This is a genomic window from Aquisalimonas sp. 2447 (assembly GCF_012044895.1).
GTDB lineage: Bacteria > Pseudomonadota > Gammaproteobacteria > Nitrococcales > Aquisalimonadaceae > Aquisalimonas.
In genome coordinates this window covers 2,610,083-2,626,518 of the sequence record NZ_CP050695.1, presented here as the reverse complement: position 1 = coordinate 2,626,518, position 16,436 = coordinate 2,610,083, and the positions used below count along the sequence as shown (strand labels likewise).

14 protein-coding genes and 1 pseudogene are annotated in these 16,436 nt (G+C 59.4%); 14 read left to right on the top strand and 1 reads right to left on the bottom strand.

What is annotated here, in order from left to right; translation table 11 throughout:
• Nucleotides 1–112: 112 nt before the first annotated feature.
• The 14 genes from KU884_RS12360 (at nucleotide 113) to KU884_RS12295 (ending at nucleotide 16,098) form a co-directional block, all read left to right on the top strand.
• Nucleotides 113–337 carry a DUF433 domain-containing protein gene (locus KU884_RS12360; protein WP_167782912.1) on the top strand — a complete coding sequence of 75 codons (225 nt, stop codon included), beginning with the start codon at nucleotides 113–115 and terminating at the stop codon, nucleotides 335–337.
• 430 nt (nucleotides 338–767) lie between these two features.
• The gene (locus KU884_RS12355; protein WP_254432047.1) at nucleotides 768–2,585 is read left to right on the top strand and encodes an ATP-dependent endonuclease; all 1,818 of its coding nucleotides are present in this window, start codon (nucleotides 768–770) and stop codon (nucleotides 2,583–2,585) included.
• Complete coding sequence (locus tag KU884_RS12350) at nucleotides 2,582–3,940, top strand: flippase (RefSeq protein WP_254432046.1); 1,359 nt, start codon at nucleotides 2,582–2,584, stop codon at nucleotides 3,938–3,940. Before KU884_RS12355 ends, KU884_RS12350 begins: the two co-directional genes overlap by 4 nt.
• Before the next feature lie 72 nt (nucleotides 3,941–4,012).
• Nucleotides 4,013–5,473 (top strand): alkaline phosphatase family protein, encoded by a 1,461-nt coding sequence (locus KU884_RS12345; RefSeq protein ID WP_167782910.1) that lies wholly within the window; start codon nucleotides 4,013–4,015, stop codon nucleotides 5,471–5,473.
• A gap of 112 nt (nucleotides 5,474–5,585) precedes the next feature.
• Entirely contained in the window at nucleotides 5,586–6,842 is a 1,257-nt protein-coding gene (locus KU884_RS12340) for a polysaccharide pyruvyl transferase family protein (protein ID WP_167782909.1), read from the top strand.
• Complete coding sequence (locus KU884_RS12335; RefSeq protein ID WP_167782908.1) at nucleotides 6,839–7,735, top strand: glycosyltransferase family 2 protein; 897 nt, start codon at nucleotides 6,839–6,841, stop codon at nucleotides 7,733–7,735. The genes KU884_RS12340 and KU884_RS12335 overlap by 4 nt, the downstream gene beginning before the upstream one ends.
• Nucleotides 7,732–8,640, top strand: coding sequence for a sulfotransferase (locus KU884_RS12330; RefSeq protein WP_167782907.1), 909 nt, complete (start codon nucleotides 7,732–7,734; stop codon nucleotides 8,638–8,640). The genes KU884_RS12335 and KU884_RS12330 overlap by 4 nt, the downstream gene beginning before the upstream one ends.
• The gene (locus KU884_RS12325) at nucleotides 8,637–10,112 is read left to right on the top strand and encodes an oligosaccharide repeat unit polymerase (RefSeq protein WP_167782906.1); all 1,476 of its coding nucleotides are present in this window, start codon (nucleotides 8,637–8,639) and stop codon (nucleotides 10,110–10,112) included. Before KU884_RS12330 ends, KU884_RS12325 begins: the two co-directional genes overlap by 4 nt.
• 53 nt (nucleotides 10,113–10,165) lie before the next feature.
• Nucleotides 10,166–11,290, top strand: coding sequence for a glycosyltransferase family 4 protein (locus KU884_RS12320; protein WP_254432045.1), 1,125 nt, complete (start codon nucleotides 10,166–10,168; stop codon nucleotides 11,288–11,290).
• Nucleotides 11,291–11,411: 121 nt separating this feature from the next.
• Entirely contained in the window at nucleotides 11,412–12,260 is an 849-nt protein-coding gene (locus tag KU884_RS12315) for a hypothetical protein (protein WP_167782904.1), read from the top strand.
• A 16-nt stretch (nucleotides 12,261–12,276) separates the two neighbouring features.
• Entirely contained in the window at nucleotides 12,277–13,443 is a 1,167-nt protein-coding gene (locus tag KU884_RS12310; protein ID WP_254432044.1) for a glycosyltransferase family 4 protein, read from the top strand.
• A gap of 57 nt (nucleotides 13,444–13,500) precedes the next feature.
• Nucleotides 13,501–14,490 (top strand): SDR family oxidoreductase, encoded by a 990-nt coding sequence (locus KU884_RS12305; RefSeq protein ID WP_167782903.1) that lies wholly within the window; start codon nucleotides 13,501–13,503, stop codon nucleotides 14,488–14,490.
• 1 nt (nucleotide 14,491) lies between these two features.
• The gene (locus KU884_RS12300; protein WP_167784241.1) at nucleotides 14,492–15,502 is read left to right on the top strand and encodes a glycosyltransferase family 4 protein; all 1,011 of its coding nucleotides are present in this window, start codon (nucleotides 14,492–14,494) and stop codon (nucleotides 15,500–15,502) included.
• Between the two features lie 11 nt (nucleotides 15,503–15,513).
• Nucleotides 15,514–16,098: a NeuD/PglB/VioB family sugar acetyltransferase gene (locus tag KU884_RS12295; protein ID WP_167782902.1), complete on the top strand. Its 585-nt coding sequence runs from the start codon at nucleotides 15,514–15,516 to the stop codon at nucleotides 16,096–16,098.
• Nucleotides 16,099–16,125: 27 nt separating this feature from the next.
• On the opposite strand, the pseudogene KU884_RS12290 reads toward KU884_RS12295, so the two are convergent.
• Nucleotides 16,126–16,409, bottom strand: a pseudogene (locus KU884_RS12290) (DUF86 domain-containing protein).
• Nucleotides 16,410–16,436 lie beyond the last annotated feature (27 nt).

Here is a 16,436-nt window from a genome sequence, read left to right as displayed (position 1 = left end):
CGCCGACGTGCAACGTGAACGAGCGTGCCAGTACGCTCAACATTGGCAGTTGACGGCGCTATAGTAGACGGTGGTATTCACGAACGGCTTCACATGCCGGGCTAGGCACTCTATGAGCGAGCTTCACCGAATCACTTTCGACCCGGAACTATGCGGTGGGCGCCCATGCATTCGCGGCATGCCTATGCGAGTGACGGATATCCTCGACCTACTGGCAGCCGGGGCAAGCCGTGACGAAATCCTCGAGGACTACCCGTATCTGGAGATGGAGGACATTACCGCGGCACTTCAGTTTGCCGCGCGTCGCGCCGACCATCCCGTTATGCACGTCGCGTGAATCAAAGAAGCGATGGTGGATAGCACGGGAATATTCGTCACAGAGCTGAAAACCGCCTGAAAGCCGCGCCATAAGGCGGTTTCGCGTGTCTCGGTTTTGTCTCACTCGTTGCAGTTCTTGTCTCATAGCCAGAATATTCCGCCGCGTCGCAGAAAAATCGGCCCATTTTCCTGACATCCCAAACATTGCAATTTTGCAACATCACCTACGAACTTTCCGCGATGCCTTCATCCTCGCGCTGAGCGCGGCCGCCTTCGGACTCATCCTGTTCTCCGCCTTCTTCCGCTCGCTCACGCACTACGCGATGAACCGCTTCACCGAGATGCGCCGCCCACAGAGGTCTGCCCATAACGGTATCGAGGCCACATCGTGGCGGGCGGGGCCGCACGCAGCGCGCCTTGAACGAATGCCAGGGAGTCGGTAGCGCGCAATGCATCACCTTGCCCATATCCGGATCCAGAACTTCCGCTCGTGCCGCGATGTTGCGCTCGCGCTCGGCGATTGCACCCCCATCGTGGGCTACAACAACGCCGGCAAATCCAACGTGCTGGCTGCAATCGAATGGTTCACGACGTCCACCTCTCTGCGACAGACCGACTTTCACGATACGGACAGCCCGGTAACGGTGGAAGGCACGCTCACGGGCCTGGACGGCGAGCACCTGGCCAGAATCGCGGACAAGCACCGAACCAAGATCGAGCCGTACATTCAGGACGGGCAACTCCATGTGCGGCGTACACAGCATTCTCCCGGCGCGAAGAAGGCCGAAATCCTGCTGGAAGTGCGCGATCCGAACGCCGAAGACGACAGTGATGCTGCTTGGAAGCCCAATCCCAGCGGGATTGATAATGCACTGAAGGCGTTGTTCCCAGAGCCCATCAGCATCGGGGCCATGGAGGACGCGGCCGAAGACGCCACCAAGGCGAAAACACCTCCACCATCGGCAAACTGCTGGCCCTGTTCACCGGTCCCGCCGAGGCCAGCCACGGTGCCGAGCTGGAACAGGCCCTGGCGCCACTACGCGACAAGCTCACGGCCACCGGCACCTCGCGTGCCGCAGAACTCAACCGCTTCGATGACGAAGCCACCGCGGCCCTTCGCCCCTTCTTCCCGGGCATTCAGCTCCACCTTAGATATCCCAGTGCCCAGCGTCCAAGATCTCTTCGGCAAGGGCACTATTAAGGTAAGTGAACAGGGCCGCGATGGCGCAGTCCGCGACTTCACCCCACTGGGGCACGGCGCCCAGCGCAGCATCCAGATGGCACTCCTCCGCTACCTCGCCGACGTCCGCGCGGACGAGCAGACCACGGCCCAGCGCCGGCTACTGCTGATCGAAGAGCCCGAACTGTTCCTCCACCCGCAGGCCATCGAGCAGGTGCGTGCCGCGCTGGACAGCCTCTCTCACCACGGCTATCAGGTCGTGTTCGCCACGCATTCCCCGGTCATGGTGGACCGCGAGGCCGCAGCCAGCACCCGCATCGTCCGCAACAATCCCGAAACCTCGGAAACCCGCATCATGCCCACGGCTCACGAGGCCCTGGAGCAGCGTGTACAGGACGAGAACAAGCGCCTGCACGCCCTTTTTTCCCTGGAGAACGCCAACCACTGGCTGTTCAGCGATCGCGTGCTCATCGCCGAAGGCCCCACCGAGCGCTACCTGCTCCCCTTCATCTACAAAGCCGTCACGGGGCGAAAGCCCGCCGACGATGGCCTGGCCATCCTTGGGTTGGGTGGCGCCGGGGGTTTGCCCGAATCGCTTAGAGTCTTTCGGGAGCTGGCCATCGAAGTGCGTGCGCCGGCAGACCTGGATTTCGCCGCAAACCAGGCGGTACAGCACGGCCTGATCGCGAGAGATGACGAAGATCTGCGCGAATGCCTCAGCCAAATCCGGGCCATGGCGAATAACGACCCCGCCATTACTCTCGACGGCAACGGCCGCCCGCGCTCCAACAAGGACAACCCGGCGGGCAACAAGAAACCGGCTGTCGTTTTCCGGGAGTGGGCCGCCACTCCGGATGCCGTTCCCGTGGCGAAGAACCTGCACCGAAAACTCCGCCATCACGAGGTCTGGCTCTGGACAGGCGGAGACATCGAACACCACCTGGGCCTGACCGGACCCAAGGACATCAGCACGTGGGCCCGGTACCGCCAACGGCTTGGGGGCCAGCCTTTCGCAGAGGTCGTAAGCGATTACGAGACAGTGACAGCACTGGTCCAATGGCTGCGACCGGGAGAAGCGCCCGCATGAACGCCGCCTCGTGGGCACAGCGTATTCACCGCCTGACGAGCGGCAATGGCCTGCGGGCACAACTTTTACGGGGCGGCGTAGGTTCGTTATCCGTAAAGCTGGCCAGCGTGCTCTTGGGATTTGTGCTCGCGGTTATTCTGGCGCGCACTCTTGGCCCCGAGCAGTATGGCGTTTATGGATTTGTTCTTACGCTGGTCACTCTGATCGCAATCCCCGCGCAGGTCGGGTTGCCGCACCTGGTCGTTCGGGAAACCGCCAAGGCCGGCGCGAGTCAGGATTGGGCCCTGATGCGCGGCATCTGGCGCTGGGCGACTCGGTATGTTGCCGTAACCTCACTCGTCCTGTTGCTCCTCGTCGGTGCTGGGTTGTACTTTGCGGGGCAAAATCTCAGTGAAGCGCGGTATCAGGCCCTGATCATCGCTCTGCCTCTGATTCCGCTGATCGCCCTGGGAAACATCCGGGGGGCCGCCCTCCGCGGATTGCGCCGGGTCGTGCTCGGCCAGTTGCCGGAGAAGGTCATTCGTACGGCGGTCCTGATCCTGCTCGCTCTGGGCTTCCTGACCTGGGGTGTCGGGGCTGGCTACGATTTCACCGCCAATACGGCATTGGGGCTCTATGTGGCGGCGGCTGCCGTTGCCTTCATCATGGGTGCGTGGCTCCTGTGGCGCGCGCGACCCGAGGGAGTGGTTCATGAGCCCACCCTCCGGACCGAGGGACGGGAATGGCAGCGAGCCGTCCTGCCGCTCGCGCTCATCAGTGGCGTGCAAGTTCTCAACAGCCATGTCGATGTGCTGTTCCTGGGCTTACTGCGTAGCGACGAGGAGGTCGGCCTTTATCGAGTGGTAATCCAGCTCGGAAACCTGGTGATATTCGGCTTGACGGCCATCAACATGGTGCTTCACCCGCATATCTCCCGTCTGCATCAGCAAGGCAATCGAGAAGCCCTGCAGCGCATGGTGACCAACAGCGCACGAGTGATACTTCTGCTAGCCCTGCCTCCGGTTGTCCTTTTTGTATTTTTCGGTGAATGGGTCTTGGTCCTCGCTTTCGGCGAGGGCTACACGTCCGCTCACGTCGCGCTTGCGATACTGGCCCTCGGGCAACTGGTCAATGCAGGCATGGGCTCCGTCGGGGCTTTGCTGAACATGACCGGACATGAGCGGGACACTATGCGCGGGATGCTCATGGCCCTCGCTCTTAATGTGGCATTGAATCTCCTGTTAATCCCGCTCTTTGGCATCGAGGGCGCCGCACTCGCTACTGCAATGACCTTTGCCACTTGGAACGTGTTCCTTTGGCGTCTGGTCTGGAAACGCCTTGGAATCAAAAGCACAGCCATCGCGGGCTCCCGGTGACGCATACCCCGCGCCTTTCCGAAATCACCGCAAAGCCCCGGTATGGGGGCGCATGAATAGAGAGCGCTTGATATGAAGACATTGATGATCGGTATGGATGGTGTCCAGCGTGAGACGTTTAAACGGGGGTGGACACCATTCCTAGAGTCCCTGATCGCTCATGGTGAGACTCTTGACCTTGAGGAGGATATCATCAGTCGTGGATGGGTCGAGATTTTTACCGGTCGGCACGGAACGGAAACGGGAGCTCTCTATGAGCGACCTGAGCTCGATGGCAGCTACCGGTGGACAGACAAGTGCAGCCTCCCAGGGATTCCGGGCCTGGGCGAACGTGTGAAGCCGATATGGCAGCAGCTGAATAAGCGGGGCTACCGAGTCGGTGTAATGAATGTCCCGACTACGAATCCGGCACCAACCGTTGACGGTTTCTTCGTCTCTGGCGGCGGCGGAGGACGGGGCGTGCAACAGGTTGTCGCCGAGGAGCAAGTCTATCCCCATTCAGTGAAGGCCACGCTGGATGCCATGGGATACATTGTGGACGAGCGGCTAGGGTCCTTGCTTGATGACAAGGCTCTCTATGAACCGGAGGGCTTTTTCCAGCGTCTGGCCCAAATGGACGCTCTCAGATGTACAGCGTTTTCGGACCTGTCGCGCAAATTTGATGTGGATCTCGGTTTCGTGGCGAATCGCTCCATGGTGATGGCGGAATCGTTCCTTCTTCCGGAGCTGGACCGAAAACAGCGAGGACAAATTTACAACGAGGAATTGATTGAAGCAGGAAAGCGATATTACAGGAAGATTGATGAGGCGGCGAGAAAGCTGCGGGATGAGTTCCCTTCCAGCGAGTTGATTCTTGTCTCGGACCACAGCACTGCCGCACGAACTCACTCGGTCAACTTTAATGCGGCTCTGAAGGAAAAGGGTTATCAGAGATTAGCGGCAGGGCGCAGCGGGGTCATCTCGGCTTTAAAAAAGTTGCGTAGAAGGCTTCCGTCGTCATGGGTGCGCCGAGTAAAGAAAAATACTTCGATTGCGAAAGGGGTCAGGTCCGTTACGCGGTTCGATCCAGGGAAAAGCAAGGCCTTCATGATTACGCACCATCAGGCGAGTCACGGGATATTCCTCAATGATGAGCATCGATTTGGAGGGCCGGTTGCGGTATCGGAAAAACCGCAGTTGGCATCGCAGTTGCTCCATGCGTTTAATGAGCATCCGGTTGCGAAAGAGCATGGTATGTGGGCGCAAATACCGGAGGTGCCGGATGGGGAGTTCCGTGATGCATATCCCGACTTATATGTGCGGCTTCCCGAGGGATATACACCCTCTACCGAAAAGGCAGATTTTGTGTCGGAGTTTGAGTATCGGGATGAGCCTATTGATTTGCGAACGATTCGCACCAAGGGAGAGCGCGTGAGCGTTAAGGGGCACTATCCGCTTGCGGTCGTATGCGGCGGACAATGGTGTGTCGCGCCATCGGCAGGGCGCAAGGATCTCCGTTTGATTTACGATCATGTTTTGGCTCGATTCGAATGAGCGTCCAGCTCGTTTGGTGGTGGTATGAATTCCGTGGCCGCACCAAGGTGGGCGCGGGGGATCTAAAGGTCAGACCCCTGATAATTAGGGCGTAGAGAGTAGGTTCGCAAGAATGACGAAGATTTTTCTATCAGGGCATAGGGATTTTGGCAACCGGGGATGCGAGGCGATTGTTCGTTCTACCGTGGATATTGTTCGGAAAGCGATTCCTGGCGCCGAATTTGTGGTTCCTAGCACGAATATCGAACGGGATCGAGCGCTCTGGCCGGAAGCGGAAGGGTATGGGGTTACGTTTAGTGATTGTTTGAGGCAGTCGGTCCCCATGAGAGTGTTCGGTAAGGCTCGCAAACGCCTGGATTGGCTGAACAACCGCTATCCGCCTCTTCGGCCACCGGCGGATGCACGTCGTCTGATTGACGATTGTGATGCGGTTCTGGCTGTTGGTGGGGATAATTATTCCGAGGATTATTCTCTTCCATTCATGCCGGTTATGTTGGATCGGTATGCGATGGATCAGGGACTGCCCGTTGTCTTGTGGGGAGCGTCTGTTGGACCTTTTGAGCGGAGCAAGGGGTACGAAGAGTTCATGGCGCGCCACATGCGTCGATACTCAATGATCCATGTGCGTGAGGCGAGGAGCGAAAGTTACTGCAAGGAGGCGCTGGGTGTAAGTCGGCTCAGGAGGTTTTCGGACCCTGCGTTTGCGTTGGTGCCGCAGACGGAAGGTCTCTTCGAACTCGGGGAGGAGGACTGCATCGGCGTGAATCTCAGTCCGTTGATCCTGGGAAAGCTCGGAGACCGAGCGGAGTCTTTTATCCGTGAGTTGGTGTTGGCTCTGAAGGCGGCTCATGAGCAACACGGTTTCACGGTGCTTCTGCTTCCTCATGTGATGTCATATCAAGGTCCGAATGATGACCGGAAGGCACTCGCTAAGGTAAAGAGTGGGCTTGATTCGGAAGGGGTAGCCAACGTGGCGGTCACCGATGAAATCAATGCCGCGCAGATTAAGGGTCTGATTCGGCGGTGTCGGGTGTTCATGGGCGCGCGGACCCATGCAACGATTGCCGCGATGTCCATGGGGGTTCCGGTGATTTCCATTGGGTACAGCGTCAAGGCGACTGGTATCAACGAAATGGTCTTCGGTCATGATCGCTTCGTGGTGGATTATCGCCAACTGGAGTCGGCGGGGCTGGTGGCTCGGATAAATGAGGTATTGGAGGCCAATGAGGCGGTGGCAGGAGAGAGTGTTAGGGAGAAATTGCGAGTGGATGCGGAAGGGGCGGGGGAATCTTTGCGTGAGCTGGTGCGGCCGCGTTCGGGTGCGCAAGAGGCTGATCGATCCAGCGGTACGAATGGGCAGGCTGAATGAATCGTGTCAGTGTCGTCATCCCGAGCCATGAGCGGCATCAAGAAGTTCAGCGTGCGGTGCGCAGCGCGCTCGCCCAGACGCTGGCGCCAGTGGAGGTGATTGTCTCCAACGACGGCCCGGATCCGGAAAAGGGGCGTTTGCTGGCAGAGCTGGGGGATAATCGCGTGCGGTTTGTCGAGGCGCCGCGGCGCAGGAATGCTTCGGCGACACGGAATTTCGGCGTGCAGCAGGCCCGCGGGGACTGGATCGCACTGCTGGATGACGATGATGTCTGGCTGCCGGGCAAACTGGAGGCGCAATTCGCTGCACTGGAACGCAGTGGCCTAGAAGAGGCGATTCTGGCCGGAGTCGAGGTGGTCTACGCCAACGGAGCGCGTCGTCACGTGCGACCCTCCGGCGCGGTGCCTTCCGGAGTGTCGGTGTCCGAGCTGTTGTTTTGCGGATATGGCGGCGCGCACACGTCGACGTTGATGGCGCCTCGCTGGGCCTTCGAAGAGTATCCGTTCGACGTGGAGCAAGAACGCCACGAGGACTGGAGCTGGATGCTGCAGGCGGGGCAGGAGCTGGGGGTGGTAGTGGCTCCAGAGGAGGTCTGCGAGCGTCATCTCGCACCGGGCGAGGGTCTGAGCCGCCCGGGCGGATCCTCCTTCAGCCGGGGGTGGTATGACGGGCACAAGCAGCTGATGACACCTGGGGCTCGGGCTGCCTTCGTGGCGAACATACTGTCGCGTAAGGCCGCTCACGACCGCAAACTGAGCGCGCTTCCGTGGATAGTGGTAGAAGTGGCGCGCCAGCGAGGGTTCAACGGAAGGAACCTGGTTCGCATGGTCACGCCATGGTTGGTTCCATCCCGGGCGCGGAAGGCGATCAAAGCCGCGAGGGTTGGTCAGTGAGTGGCAAGGCACCGAATTTCTTCATCCTGGGCGCACCCAAGTGCGGTACGACTTCTCTTGCACGCTGGTTGGAGCAGCACCCGCAGGTGTTCATGTCGCCCATCAAGGAGCCGCACTACTACAGCGCCGACCTCGCCAATCGGACTCTTCAATCCGCGGAGCGTTACGCCGGGCTCTTTGATGGGGTGACTGAAGCGCATAGGGCAATCGGAGAGGCATCGACCTGGTATCTGTTTTCGCAGGAGGCGGTTGCGAATATCGAACGGGAACACCCGAGTGCCCGATATGTCGTGATGACGCGGGACCCGGTGGCGATGGCACATTCGCTCTACCACCACAACCTGCGCGTACTGCACGAGGATCAGCCGACGTTCGAGGCGGCCTGGCGGCTGCAGCAGGAACGGGCGGCCGGGCAGCATGTGCCCAGGGACTGTACCGAGCCTGCTTTTCTGCAGTATTTTGCGGCCTGCAGCCTTGGGTCGCTGGTGCAGAGGCTGTATGAGCAGGTATCGGCGGAGCGTGTGTTGCACGTGCCGCTGGAATGGATGCAGGAGGATCCGGCGCGGGAGTATCGGCGGGTGCTGGGGCATCTTGTCGTGGACGATGACGGCCGCGAGCATTTCCCACCGGCGAACGAGGCCAGGGGCCACCGGAGCCGTTTGGTGCAAAAAGCGCTTCGGCTGGGTGGGCGCGCGCGTGTCGCGCTGGGTATCAACCAGGGATTCGGTCTCGGTCGGCTGAATGAAAGGGCCCAGGCGAAGGAAACGTTTTCGCCTGAATTTCGCGCGGAACTGGAGGCGGCGTTTGCGGATGAGCGATCTCTTCGCGAGCAATTTGTCGCGGAAGCGGCAGAGTCGGATACAAACGCGCATCCGCAAGGTTTGGAGGAGAAACTGCACCCGTGATCCGGGGAGCCCGGCCGGACAGTCCTTATCTGGCGCTACTACCGCTGGAGCGCATCGTACTGATTGGTGGACTGCTGCTGATTGTGGTGCTCAGCGGTATTATCTCGTTTGGGAGTGAGACTGGTTCCCATCCGTTGTTGTATGGTTCTTTCCTTGCCTATGTGGGGGTGCTGGCACTGCCCCTTTTCCGGGCTTTTTTGCGCGCTCCCGGGCTCTTCCATCCGCTGTTCTTTTACGCGACTTGGACCGGGTTGCGGTCTCTGCTCACCGGGGATGCTGTCTTGGGCGCAACCGGTCTAGAGTTTCACCTAGCATTGCCGGGTATGGGTCGGACTGAGTTGGAACTCATAGCGGCAAAGTCGTTTCTCCTTGAAGCGCTAGCGCTGGTCGCTCTGTACGTTGGGTATTTCTTGTCTCGAGAAATTCAGGTGCCTCGACTTAGACAGCCCGCACCGCCAAAGCGTTTGGTAGGTGCGGTCGTCTTGTGGATGGTACTTCCTACGGTGGCTGTGGCAATCCTCTCCATGGAGGCAGGCAGCTTAGGGGAGTTGCTGCTCCAGCGGGGTATCGGCTCGGATCAGCGCATCGCGGCGGAAATTGGGCGACATTGGAACTACTTGGCGGGTGTAGGAACGATCGTACCGGTCGTGTGGCTGGCCTTCGACCGCGGTGCGGCCAAGTATCCGCTGTTCTGGGTAGTGGCCCTGCTATCCGCGTTTCTCGTGTTCGCGGCTACTGGTTCGCGAAGCAGCGCGATTTGGCCGTTCATTCTTGTCGCTTTGACCTGGGCCCTGCGGCACCGGAGGATTCCATATAGGGCACTGTGGGTGGCGGCCGGCATCGCGATCGTTCTTATCGGGTTGCTGGGTGAGTTCCGCGCTGCCACGCGTGGCGTCGACACGCTGGAAGATGTCGAGTTGCAGGGCGATATATGGGTCAGTGCCAAAGCGGGCTATGACGAGATGGTAGCGCGTAACACAACCAATAGTGGCCAAATGGCCGTCCTCGGGAGCGTGCCAGACCGAGTGGATCATCTTTTGGGGGAATCGTATCTCTCCATTCCGTTCGTAGTGATACCCAGCAGGCTATGGCCGGGGGACACGCCGGATGCGGCCGGCAAAATGAATTCTACTTACATTTACGGGAACCCACGAAGTGGTGTTCCGACTGGGCCAGTGGGCGAGGCCTACTGGAACTTTTCCTATCCTGGTGTCGTACTGGTCTTTGTGGTCTTCGGCGGAGTGTTGCGTTTTGTGGCATCAATATATCGAAGTAACTCCGAGCATCCCATGATTATCCCGATTTATCTGTACACTATTGTGACACTAGCGCCGGGCAGCAACGAAATATATAACTCAATCCACGCATTCGTTCCTGTGGTCGGCTTTTACCTTCTTATTCGTACGGTTGACCGGGTTCGGCTGGGCAAAATCTCAGTTCCACGTGCGGCTGGGCTGGTAGGCCGCCAATGAGGGTCCTCGCTTATATGCCCACCCCGGGGGGGCTGACGGGCGCGCCCCGGCGATTGCTGACTCTGGCCTCTGTCCTGCAGGAGCAAGGCATCGAGATTTGCATTGCGACTCAGCGGGACAGTGAGTTATTCATACAAGCGGAAGCGCAAGGACTGAAAACGTCGGCGGTGGAGCTGGTAGGGGTGCTCCGCGAGCGGCATGGTGCGTTGTTCGGCGGTAGTCCTGTGTTCCGACTGAAGGCGCTATTCAGCGTGTTAGCTCAGAATTTGGGTATTGCGCGGAAGGTTCGGAACCACCATGCGGATGTCGTCTGGATTCGTAGCAGCAAGGGCATTGCTTTTGCCGGACTGGGCGCCCTGCTTAGCCGGCGACCTCTGGTCTGGGACGTGGATTACGAGCTGCCTTCTCGGGGTGTCGTACGCTGGTTGCACCGACTGGGACTTTGGGCTGCCAAAAACGTGATATTCCAGTATTCGGCTGCGCCCGATGCGATTTTTGGGGAAAAATTAGCCACACGGTACCGTCACAAATTTCACGCTATCGTTCCAGGGATTGATCTGGAATTTATTGAACCCTTCAGGACGGAGCGAAAAGCGAGGAAGCGAACGCTTGATGATCCGTTCGTAATCCTTCAAGTTGGGACAATCTGCGAGCGGAAAAATCAGCAGCTATTGGTGGACGCAGTCGTCTTACTACGGCAAGCACGTCCGAATACGTCCATTCGAGTGCAGTTCGCGGGCGGAGTATTTGAACAGGGCTATGCCGAGGCCTTGAAGGAGAAAGTCTACGCTGCCGGTATCGGTGAGGAAGTGGAGTTTTTAGGGTGGCGTTCTGATATACATGAACTAATGGCGGGTGCGGACTTGTTGGTGATGCCTTCCCGCGACGAGGGGGTGCCCAACACCGTGCAGGAGGCGATGGCCATTGGGTTGCCTGTGCTAGTAAGCGAGGCCGGAGGTATGCCCGAAAGTGTCATAGACGGTGAGACCGGGTGGGTTCTGAAGATCGACAAACCGGAAAGCTGGGCCAAGAGGATGGAGTGGTGCTTAGAAAATTGGAAGCAATTGGATGAGGTGGGGCAGCGTGCCGCCGCGTATGCATGGCGGCATTTTGGTACTTGGCAATGGGGAGGGGAATACGGACGTTTGATTGTCGACAGCGCCCGGCAACCGGAGTGACTGGCATTAGATGGTATGGAGTTCAGGCCATTGTGTCAGTCTGTGCGGCGCGTTCGGGCGTCCGGAGCGAATCCAAGGTATAAGTTGCATGGTGGAGTATGATTCGCGAATGAGTCGTTGAATGAGTGACTACAGGGATCAAATCGAGACGATGTTCCGAGAGGCGGGGTATCGGTGCGTTGACTGGGACGATGCACATCTCTGGCGGTCGGTAAAGACGTCGACTGAGCGAGGCGTTGTCGATGGCCAAGCGTTCTTCGTCAAGGTTAGGAAGGATGCGTGTGGAGTGATTGCAACTCAACAGGAAACCTATGGACTCCTTGGGTGCGCTATCCCTTCGCATACGGGTATTCATGTTCCTGAAGTTCTTATTTGCGAGCCGGAAAGCGGCATTCTTGTGACGGAAGAGGCCTCCGGACGCCTTATGACGACGTGCATCCTTTCCTCACTGGCCGAACCGGGCGGATCTCGGGAGTTGGATGAGCTGTCCGCCAAAGCCGGTCGGGCTCTTGCGATTATCCATCGCTATGCACCGGTTGGGGAGGGCGGAGGTGTACTGCTTTATCGGGACTATAGCCCTCAGAATCTGTTCGTTTGCGGGGAATCGGGTGGTATTACGCTTGTGGATCCTCCAGAAAAGATGCAGTACGGGGAGAGAGAGCAGGATTTGGGTGTAGCGACGGTGGAACTGATGAAACAGTTCCTCCGGAGTTGGCGCGGAATGAATCCTCTCGTGTGGAAACGGTGTCGGGTTCGTTTCCTCGTAGGCTATCGTGACGCGTCGGGTTATGAGGTGGATCATGCTCGTTTAGCAGAATGTGAGATGGCGCATGCGGCCAAACTTGTTTACCTGAACAAAAAGTATCTGATGATGAAGCATGGAGCGGGGAACGCAGGAAAGGCGTTGCTTAGGGCCTCTCTTACAATAAGCCTGATCGTGGCCCTCAAGTTTTTCCATCTCACGCAATGATGAACGGACGCTCATCGTGAAACTGCTCATTGTCGTCAATGATTTCGGATTCTTCATGTCGCACCGTTTACCTGTCGCCCGTGCGGCTGCGGCTGCTGGCTGGGAAGTGCACGTCGCGACTGCCGCCGCCCCGAACGGTACAGCAGATGACATCCGTCGCGAGGAATTTAGCCACCACGTCCTGCCTTTGAGTCGTTCTGGGATACACCCTTTTGCAGAAGCTAAAACGGTCTCGTCGTTGTTCGCTCTATATCGGAGGTTGCAGCCAGAGGTGGTGCACCATGTGACTATAAAGCCCGTGTTGTACGGTGGCATCCTTGCCAGGTTAGCGGGGCGCCCTGCGGTCGTGAGTGCAATTTCTGGGCTCGGCTATCTGTTCGGGACGGGAAGCGGTGGTCGTCGATTGATACGCCAAGTCGCAGTGTCGTTGTACAAGCTTGCATTGCGGCACGAGAACAGTCGGGTGATCTTTCAGAATCCGGATGATCGTGCATCGCTGGAGAGTATGGGCATCGTTCAACCCGACCAAGCAGTAATGATTCCGGGATCCGGAGTGGCGCTGGAGACGTTTAAGCATCGGCCCGAGCCTGAAGGCCCTCCGGTCGTGGTGCTGCCTGCCAGGATGCTTTACGAGAAGGGTGTGGCAGAGTTCGTGGAAGCGGCGCGCGAAGTGCGTGCTCAAGCTTACGACGTTCGTTTCGTCCTGGTTGGGGGCTTGGATCCGGACAATCCAGCGTCAGTCTCCGAGAGTACTATTCGAGCGTGGATTTGTGAGGGGGTCGTCGAATGGTGGGACTATTGTGAAGATATGCCTGCTGTTTTGGCGGGTGCGAACTTGGTTGTCCTGCCTTCGTACTACGGTGAGGGGCTGCCGAAAGCCCTCATTGAGGCGGCCGCTTCGGGGCGCGCGATTGTAACGACGGATCACCCTGGGTGTCGGGATGCTGTGCGGCATGGGGACAATGGTTTGCTTGTTCCCGTTCGAGACAGCGGCCGTTTGGCATCAGCGATCAAAGCACTACTCGATGACCCGGAAGAGCGAAGGCGTATGGGGCGACGAGGCCGGGAACGTGCGGAAACGGAGTTCTCTGAGGAAAGCGTTGTAGAGAAGCATCTGGAGATTTATCAGAGCTTGCTCGAATCCGCTACGAAAACGTCATACGCAGAGAAACGGAATTCTTGAGAAGCCATCCGTTGAGTGCAATGGCTTTTTCCTGCGTGGCAGTCTCTGAGTGTACAGATGACTAACAGATCATTCCGAGGGTCCGAAGTTCTCGTAACCGGATGCAACGGTTTCGTTGGTGACGCATTGGTGTCAGGGCTTGCTGAGTCTGGCTACAGCGTGCGTGGCGCGGTTCGCCGTCATAACGGGCGTGGTGGCTCGTTTGAGCAAGTCGCTGTTGGCGAGGTTGGTGGGGCAACGGATTGGCAGAGGGCCGTAGCCGGTGTCGAGGCCATAATACACTTAGTTGCGCGAACCCATGCCACTGGTGAGCGGGGTGGTGGGGATCTCGCGGATTATCGACCCATAAACGTGGATGGCACCCGCAGACTTGCCGAAGAGGCGGCTCGCGCTGGAGTTAGACGGCTCGTCTTCGTGAGCTCCGTGAAAGTCAACGGCGAACGGACTACTTCTGAGCCGTTCAAAGCCAGCGATACGCCTGCGCCGGAAGATGCCTACGGAATCAGCAAACGGGAAGCTGAGCAGGCACTGGCGGAGGTCTCCGCGCGAACGGGATTGGAAGTCGTGATCGTCCGGCCGCCATTGGTGTACGGCCCTGGGGTCAAGGGAAACTTTGCGCGGTTGGTCAAGTTGGTGGAGCGGGGCCTGCCGTTGCCGCTCGGGGCGGTTGACAATCGACGAAGCCTCGTCGCGCTGCCGAACCTGGTGGATTTGCTGGTGCGTTGTGTGGAAGCTCCGAACGCCGCGGGGCAGACGTTTCTCGTGAGTGATGGGGAGGATGTGTCTACGCCTCGATTGATCCGGATGCTGGGTGAGGCGAGCGGGCGGAGAGCGCCTCTTGTACCGGTGCCGACCGCCTTATTGCGCCTGGCAGGTCGCCTGACCGGGCGTAGCGAGCAGGTTGACCGCCTTTGTGGTTCGCTGCAGGTGGATATCTCGGCGACCAGGGAAGCGCTTGGCTGGACACCGCCAGTACAGATAAAGGATGCACTGCGCGACACGGTTGCTGGTGACTCCGAGAGTTCTTTCTCTTCCTCAAAGGCCTGAAATGATTGCTATTGCTGCACTGATTGCCGCCTTTCTGGCGGCATTTTTGTTAACGGGCGCTGTTCGGCGGTACGCGCTCAGCGCGGACATGATGGATGTCCCGAACGAACGAAGCTCCCATGATGTGCCGACTCCTCGCGGTGGCGGGGTCGCGGTCGTGGCGGTTTCGCTCGTGGGCCTGCTGGTGCTGGGTGTGGTGGGCGCATTCCCGTTGGCCGGATTGATAGCTCTTGGGCTTGGTGGCGGGGCCGTCGCTGGAATTGGCTGGCTCGACGACCATGCGGACGTGCCGGCCCGTTGGCGCCTGCTGGTGCACTTAGTGGCAGCCGCCTGGGTTGTTGCCTGGGCGGGTGGTGCGCCGGCGTTGGCACTGCCGGCAGTGAATTGGGAATGGGGCTGGTTTGGTGCGCTCGTTCTGGTGCTCTTCATCGGCTGGCTGCTGAATCTCTACAACTTCATGGACGGCATCGACGGCATTGCAGGGGTGGAGGCGGTCACGGTGACCGGCGTGGCCGCCGTGCTGCTTTGGTGGGCGGGGGCATCCGGCTGGGCGCTCGTGGCCGGCCTGTTCACGGCCGCGAGCCTCGGGTTTCTGGTGTGGAACTGGCCGCCGGCGAAGATCTTCATGGGGGATGCCGGTAGCGGGTTCCTGGGCTTTGCCCTGGCCGCGCTGGCGGTGCTCACCTGGGCGGACGGCGGGCTGACGGTCTGGGCGTGGCTGATCCTGCTCGGCGTGTTCATTGTGGATGCAAGCATCACGCTGGTGCGGCGGGTCTTGCGGGGTGAGCGGTTCTATGAGGCCCACCGGAGTCATGCGTATCAGCACGCATCGCGGTATTTTGGGGCGCATCTGCCGGTGACGGTCGCGGTGGCTACGATCAATCTGGTGTGGCTGGCGCCTCTGGCGTTTGCCGCGGCGTTGTGGCCGGCGTGGGGCGTTGTTCTGCTGGTGGTGGCGTGGTTGCCTCTTGCCGGGATCTGTCTGCATTTCCGGGCGGGGTTACGGGAGTAATGGTGCGGGAAATGCCGGAATCGGATTCGAAGCTTCTCATCGTTGGTGCCGGAGGCTTTGGGCGCACGGTGGCGGAGACGGTGCTCGCGCAGGGGCATTATGAGCTGGTTGGTTTTCTGGACGACGGGAAACCGGCTGGCGAGACCGTGTTCGGTGTGCCGGTGCTCGGTGATACCGGGGAGTTGGGGCGCGGTACTTTGCCGGCGGCCAGCGCGGTTGTCGCTATCGGAAATAATGTTGTGCGGGCGCGCTTGTGTGAGGCGCTCCGCGCTCGCGGTGCACGGCTTATCAACGTGATTCACGAACGGGCCTGCGTCAGCCCGTCTGCCTTGCTGGGCGAGGGGGTGGTGATCATGGGCGGGGCGGTACTTGGCACGGAGGCCCGGTTGGGCCATGGCGTGATCGTCAATTCCGGCGCCACCGTGGACCACCACGCGGTTGTGGACGACTTTGGCCACATCGGCGCTGGATCCGCACTTGCTGGTGGCGCCAGGGTTGGGGCAAGGGCGTGGCTGCGTGCCGGGTGTGTGCTTGGCTACGGCTCGGACGTGGAAGCGGATCAAATCCTGCCGCCGGGGACGGTGCTGGGGGAGTGACGGTAGGGGCCGGTAAGGCGCCTGCCGTTAAGCCTGTACGCTTGCTCGAATCGCTCTTAGCAACCGTAGGAGCTTCGGTATATCATCCTGGATGATGCTCCAGATCGTGTCGTCGTCGATGCCAAGGTAGGCGTGAATCAGGCGGTTGCGAGTGGCGATAATCATCCGCCAGGGAACTTCAGGGTGAATCGAGCGAACTTCATCGGGGATGTGCGTGGCTGCTTCTCCGATCAGTTCGAGGTTTCTAAGGGTTGCATCATACGTGAGGATGTCGCCAGAAAGGCTTCCTGTTGAAGCCTCCGACGATTCATTTCCTGGCGGAAATCGAATCGCGGATT

Excerpts from the sequence above, each read along its gene's own strand:
- KU884_RS12360 (WP_167782912.1), top strand. The coding sequence starts at position 113 with ATGAGCGAGCTTCACCGAATCACTTTCGACCCGGAACTATGCGGTGGG.
- KU884_RS12355 (WP_254432047.1), top strand. The coding sequence starts at position 768 with ATGCATCACCTTGCCCATATCCGGATCCAGAACTTCCGCTCGTGCCGC.
- KU884_RS12350 (WP_254432046.1), top strand. The coding sequence starts at position 2,582 with ATGAACGCCGCCTCGTGGGCACAGCGTATTCACCGCCTGACGAGCGGC.
- KU884_RS12345 (WP_167782910.1), top strand. The coding sequence starts at position 4,013 with ATGAAGACATTGATGATCGGTATGGATGGTGTCCAGCGTGAGACGTTT.
- KU884_RS12340 (WP_167782909.1), top strand. The coding sequence starts at position 5,586 with ATGACGAAGATTTTTCTATCAGGGCATAGGGATTTTGGCAACCGGGGA.
- KU884_RS12335 (WP_167782908.1), top strand. The coding sequence starts at position 6,839 with ATGAATCGTGTCAGTGTCGTCATCCCGAGCCATGAGCGGCATCAAGAA.
- KU884_RS12315 (WP_167782904.1), top strand. The coding sequence starts at position 11,412 with ATGAGTGACTACAGGGATCAAATCGAGACGATGTTCCGAGAGGCGGGG.
- KU884_RS12305 (WP_167782903.1), top strand. The coding sequence starts at position 13,501 with ATGACTAACAGATCATTCCGAGGGTCCGAAGTTCTCGTAACCGGATGC.
- KU884_RS12300 (WP_167784241.1), top strand. The coding sequence starts at position 14,492 with ATGATTGCTATTGCTGCACTGATTGCCGCCTTTCTGGCGGCATTTTTG.
- KU884_RS12295 (WP_167782902.1), top strand. The coding sequence starts at position 15,514 with ATGCCGGAATCGGATTCGAAGCTTCTCATCGTTGGTGCCGGAGGCTTT.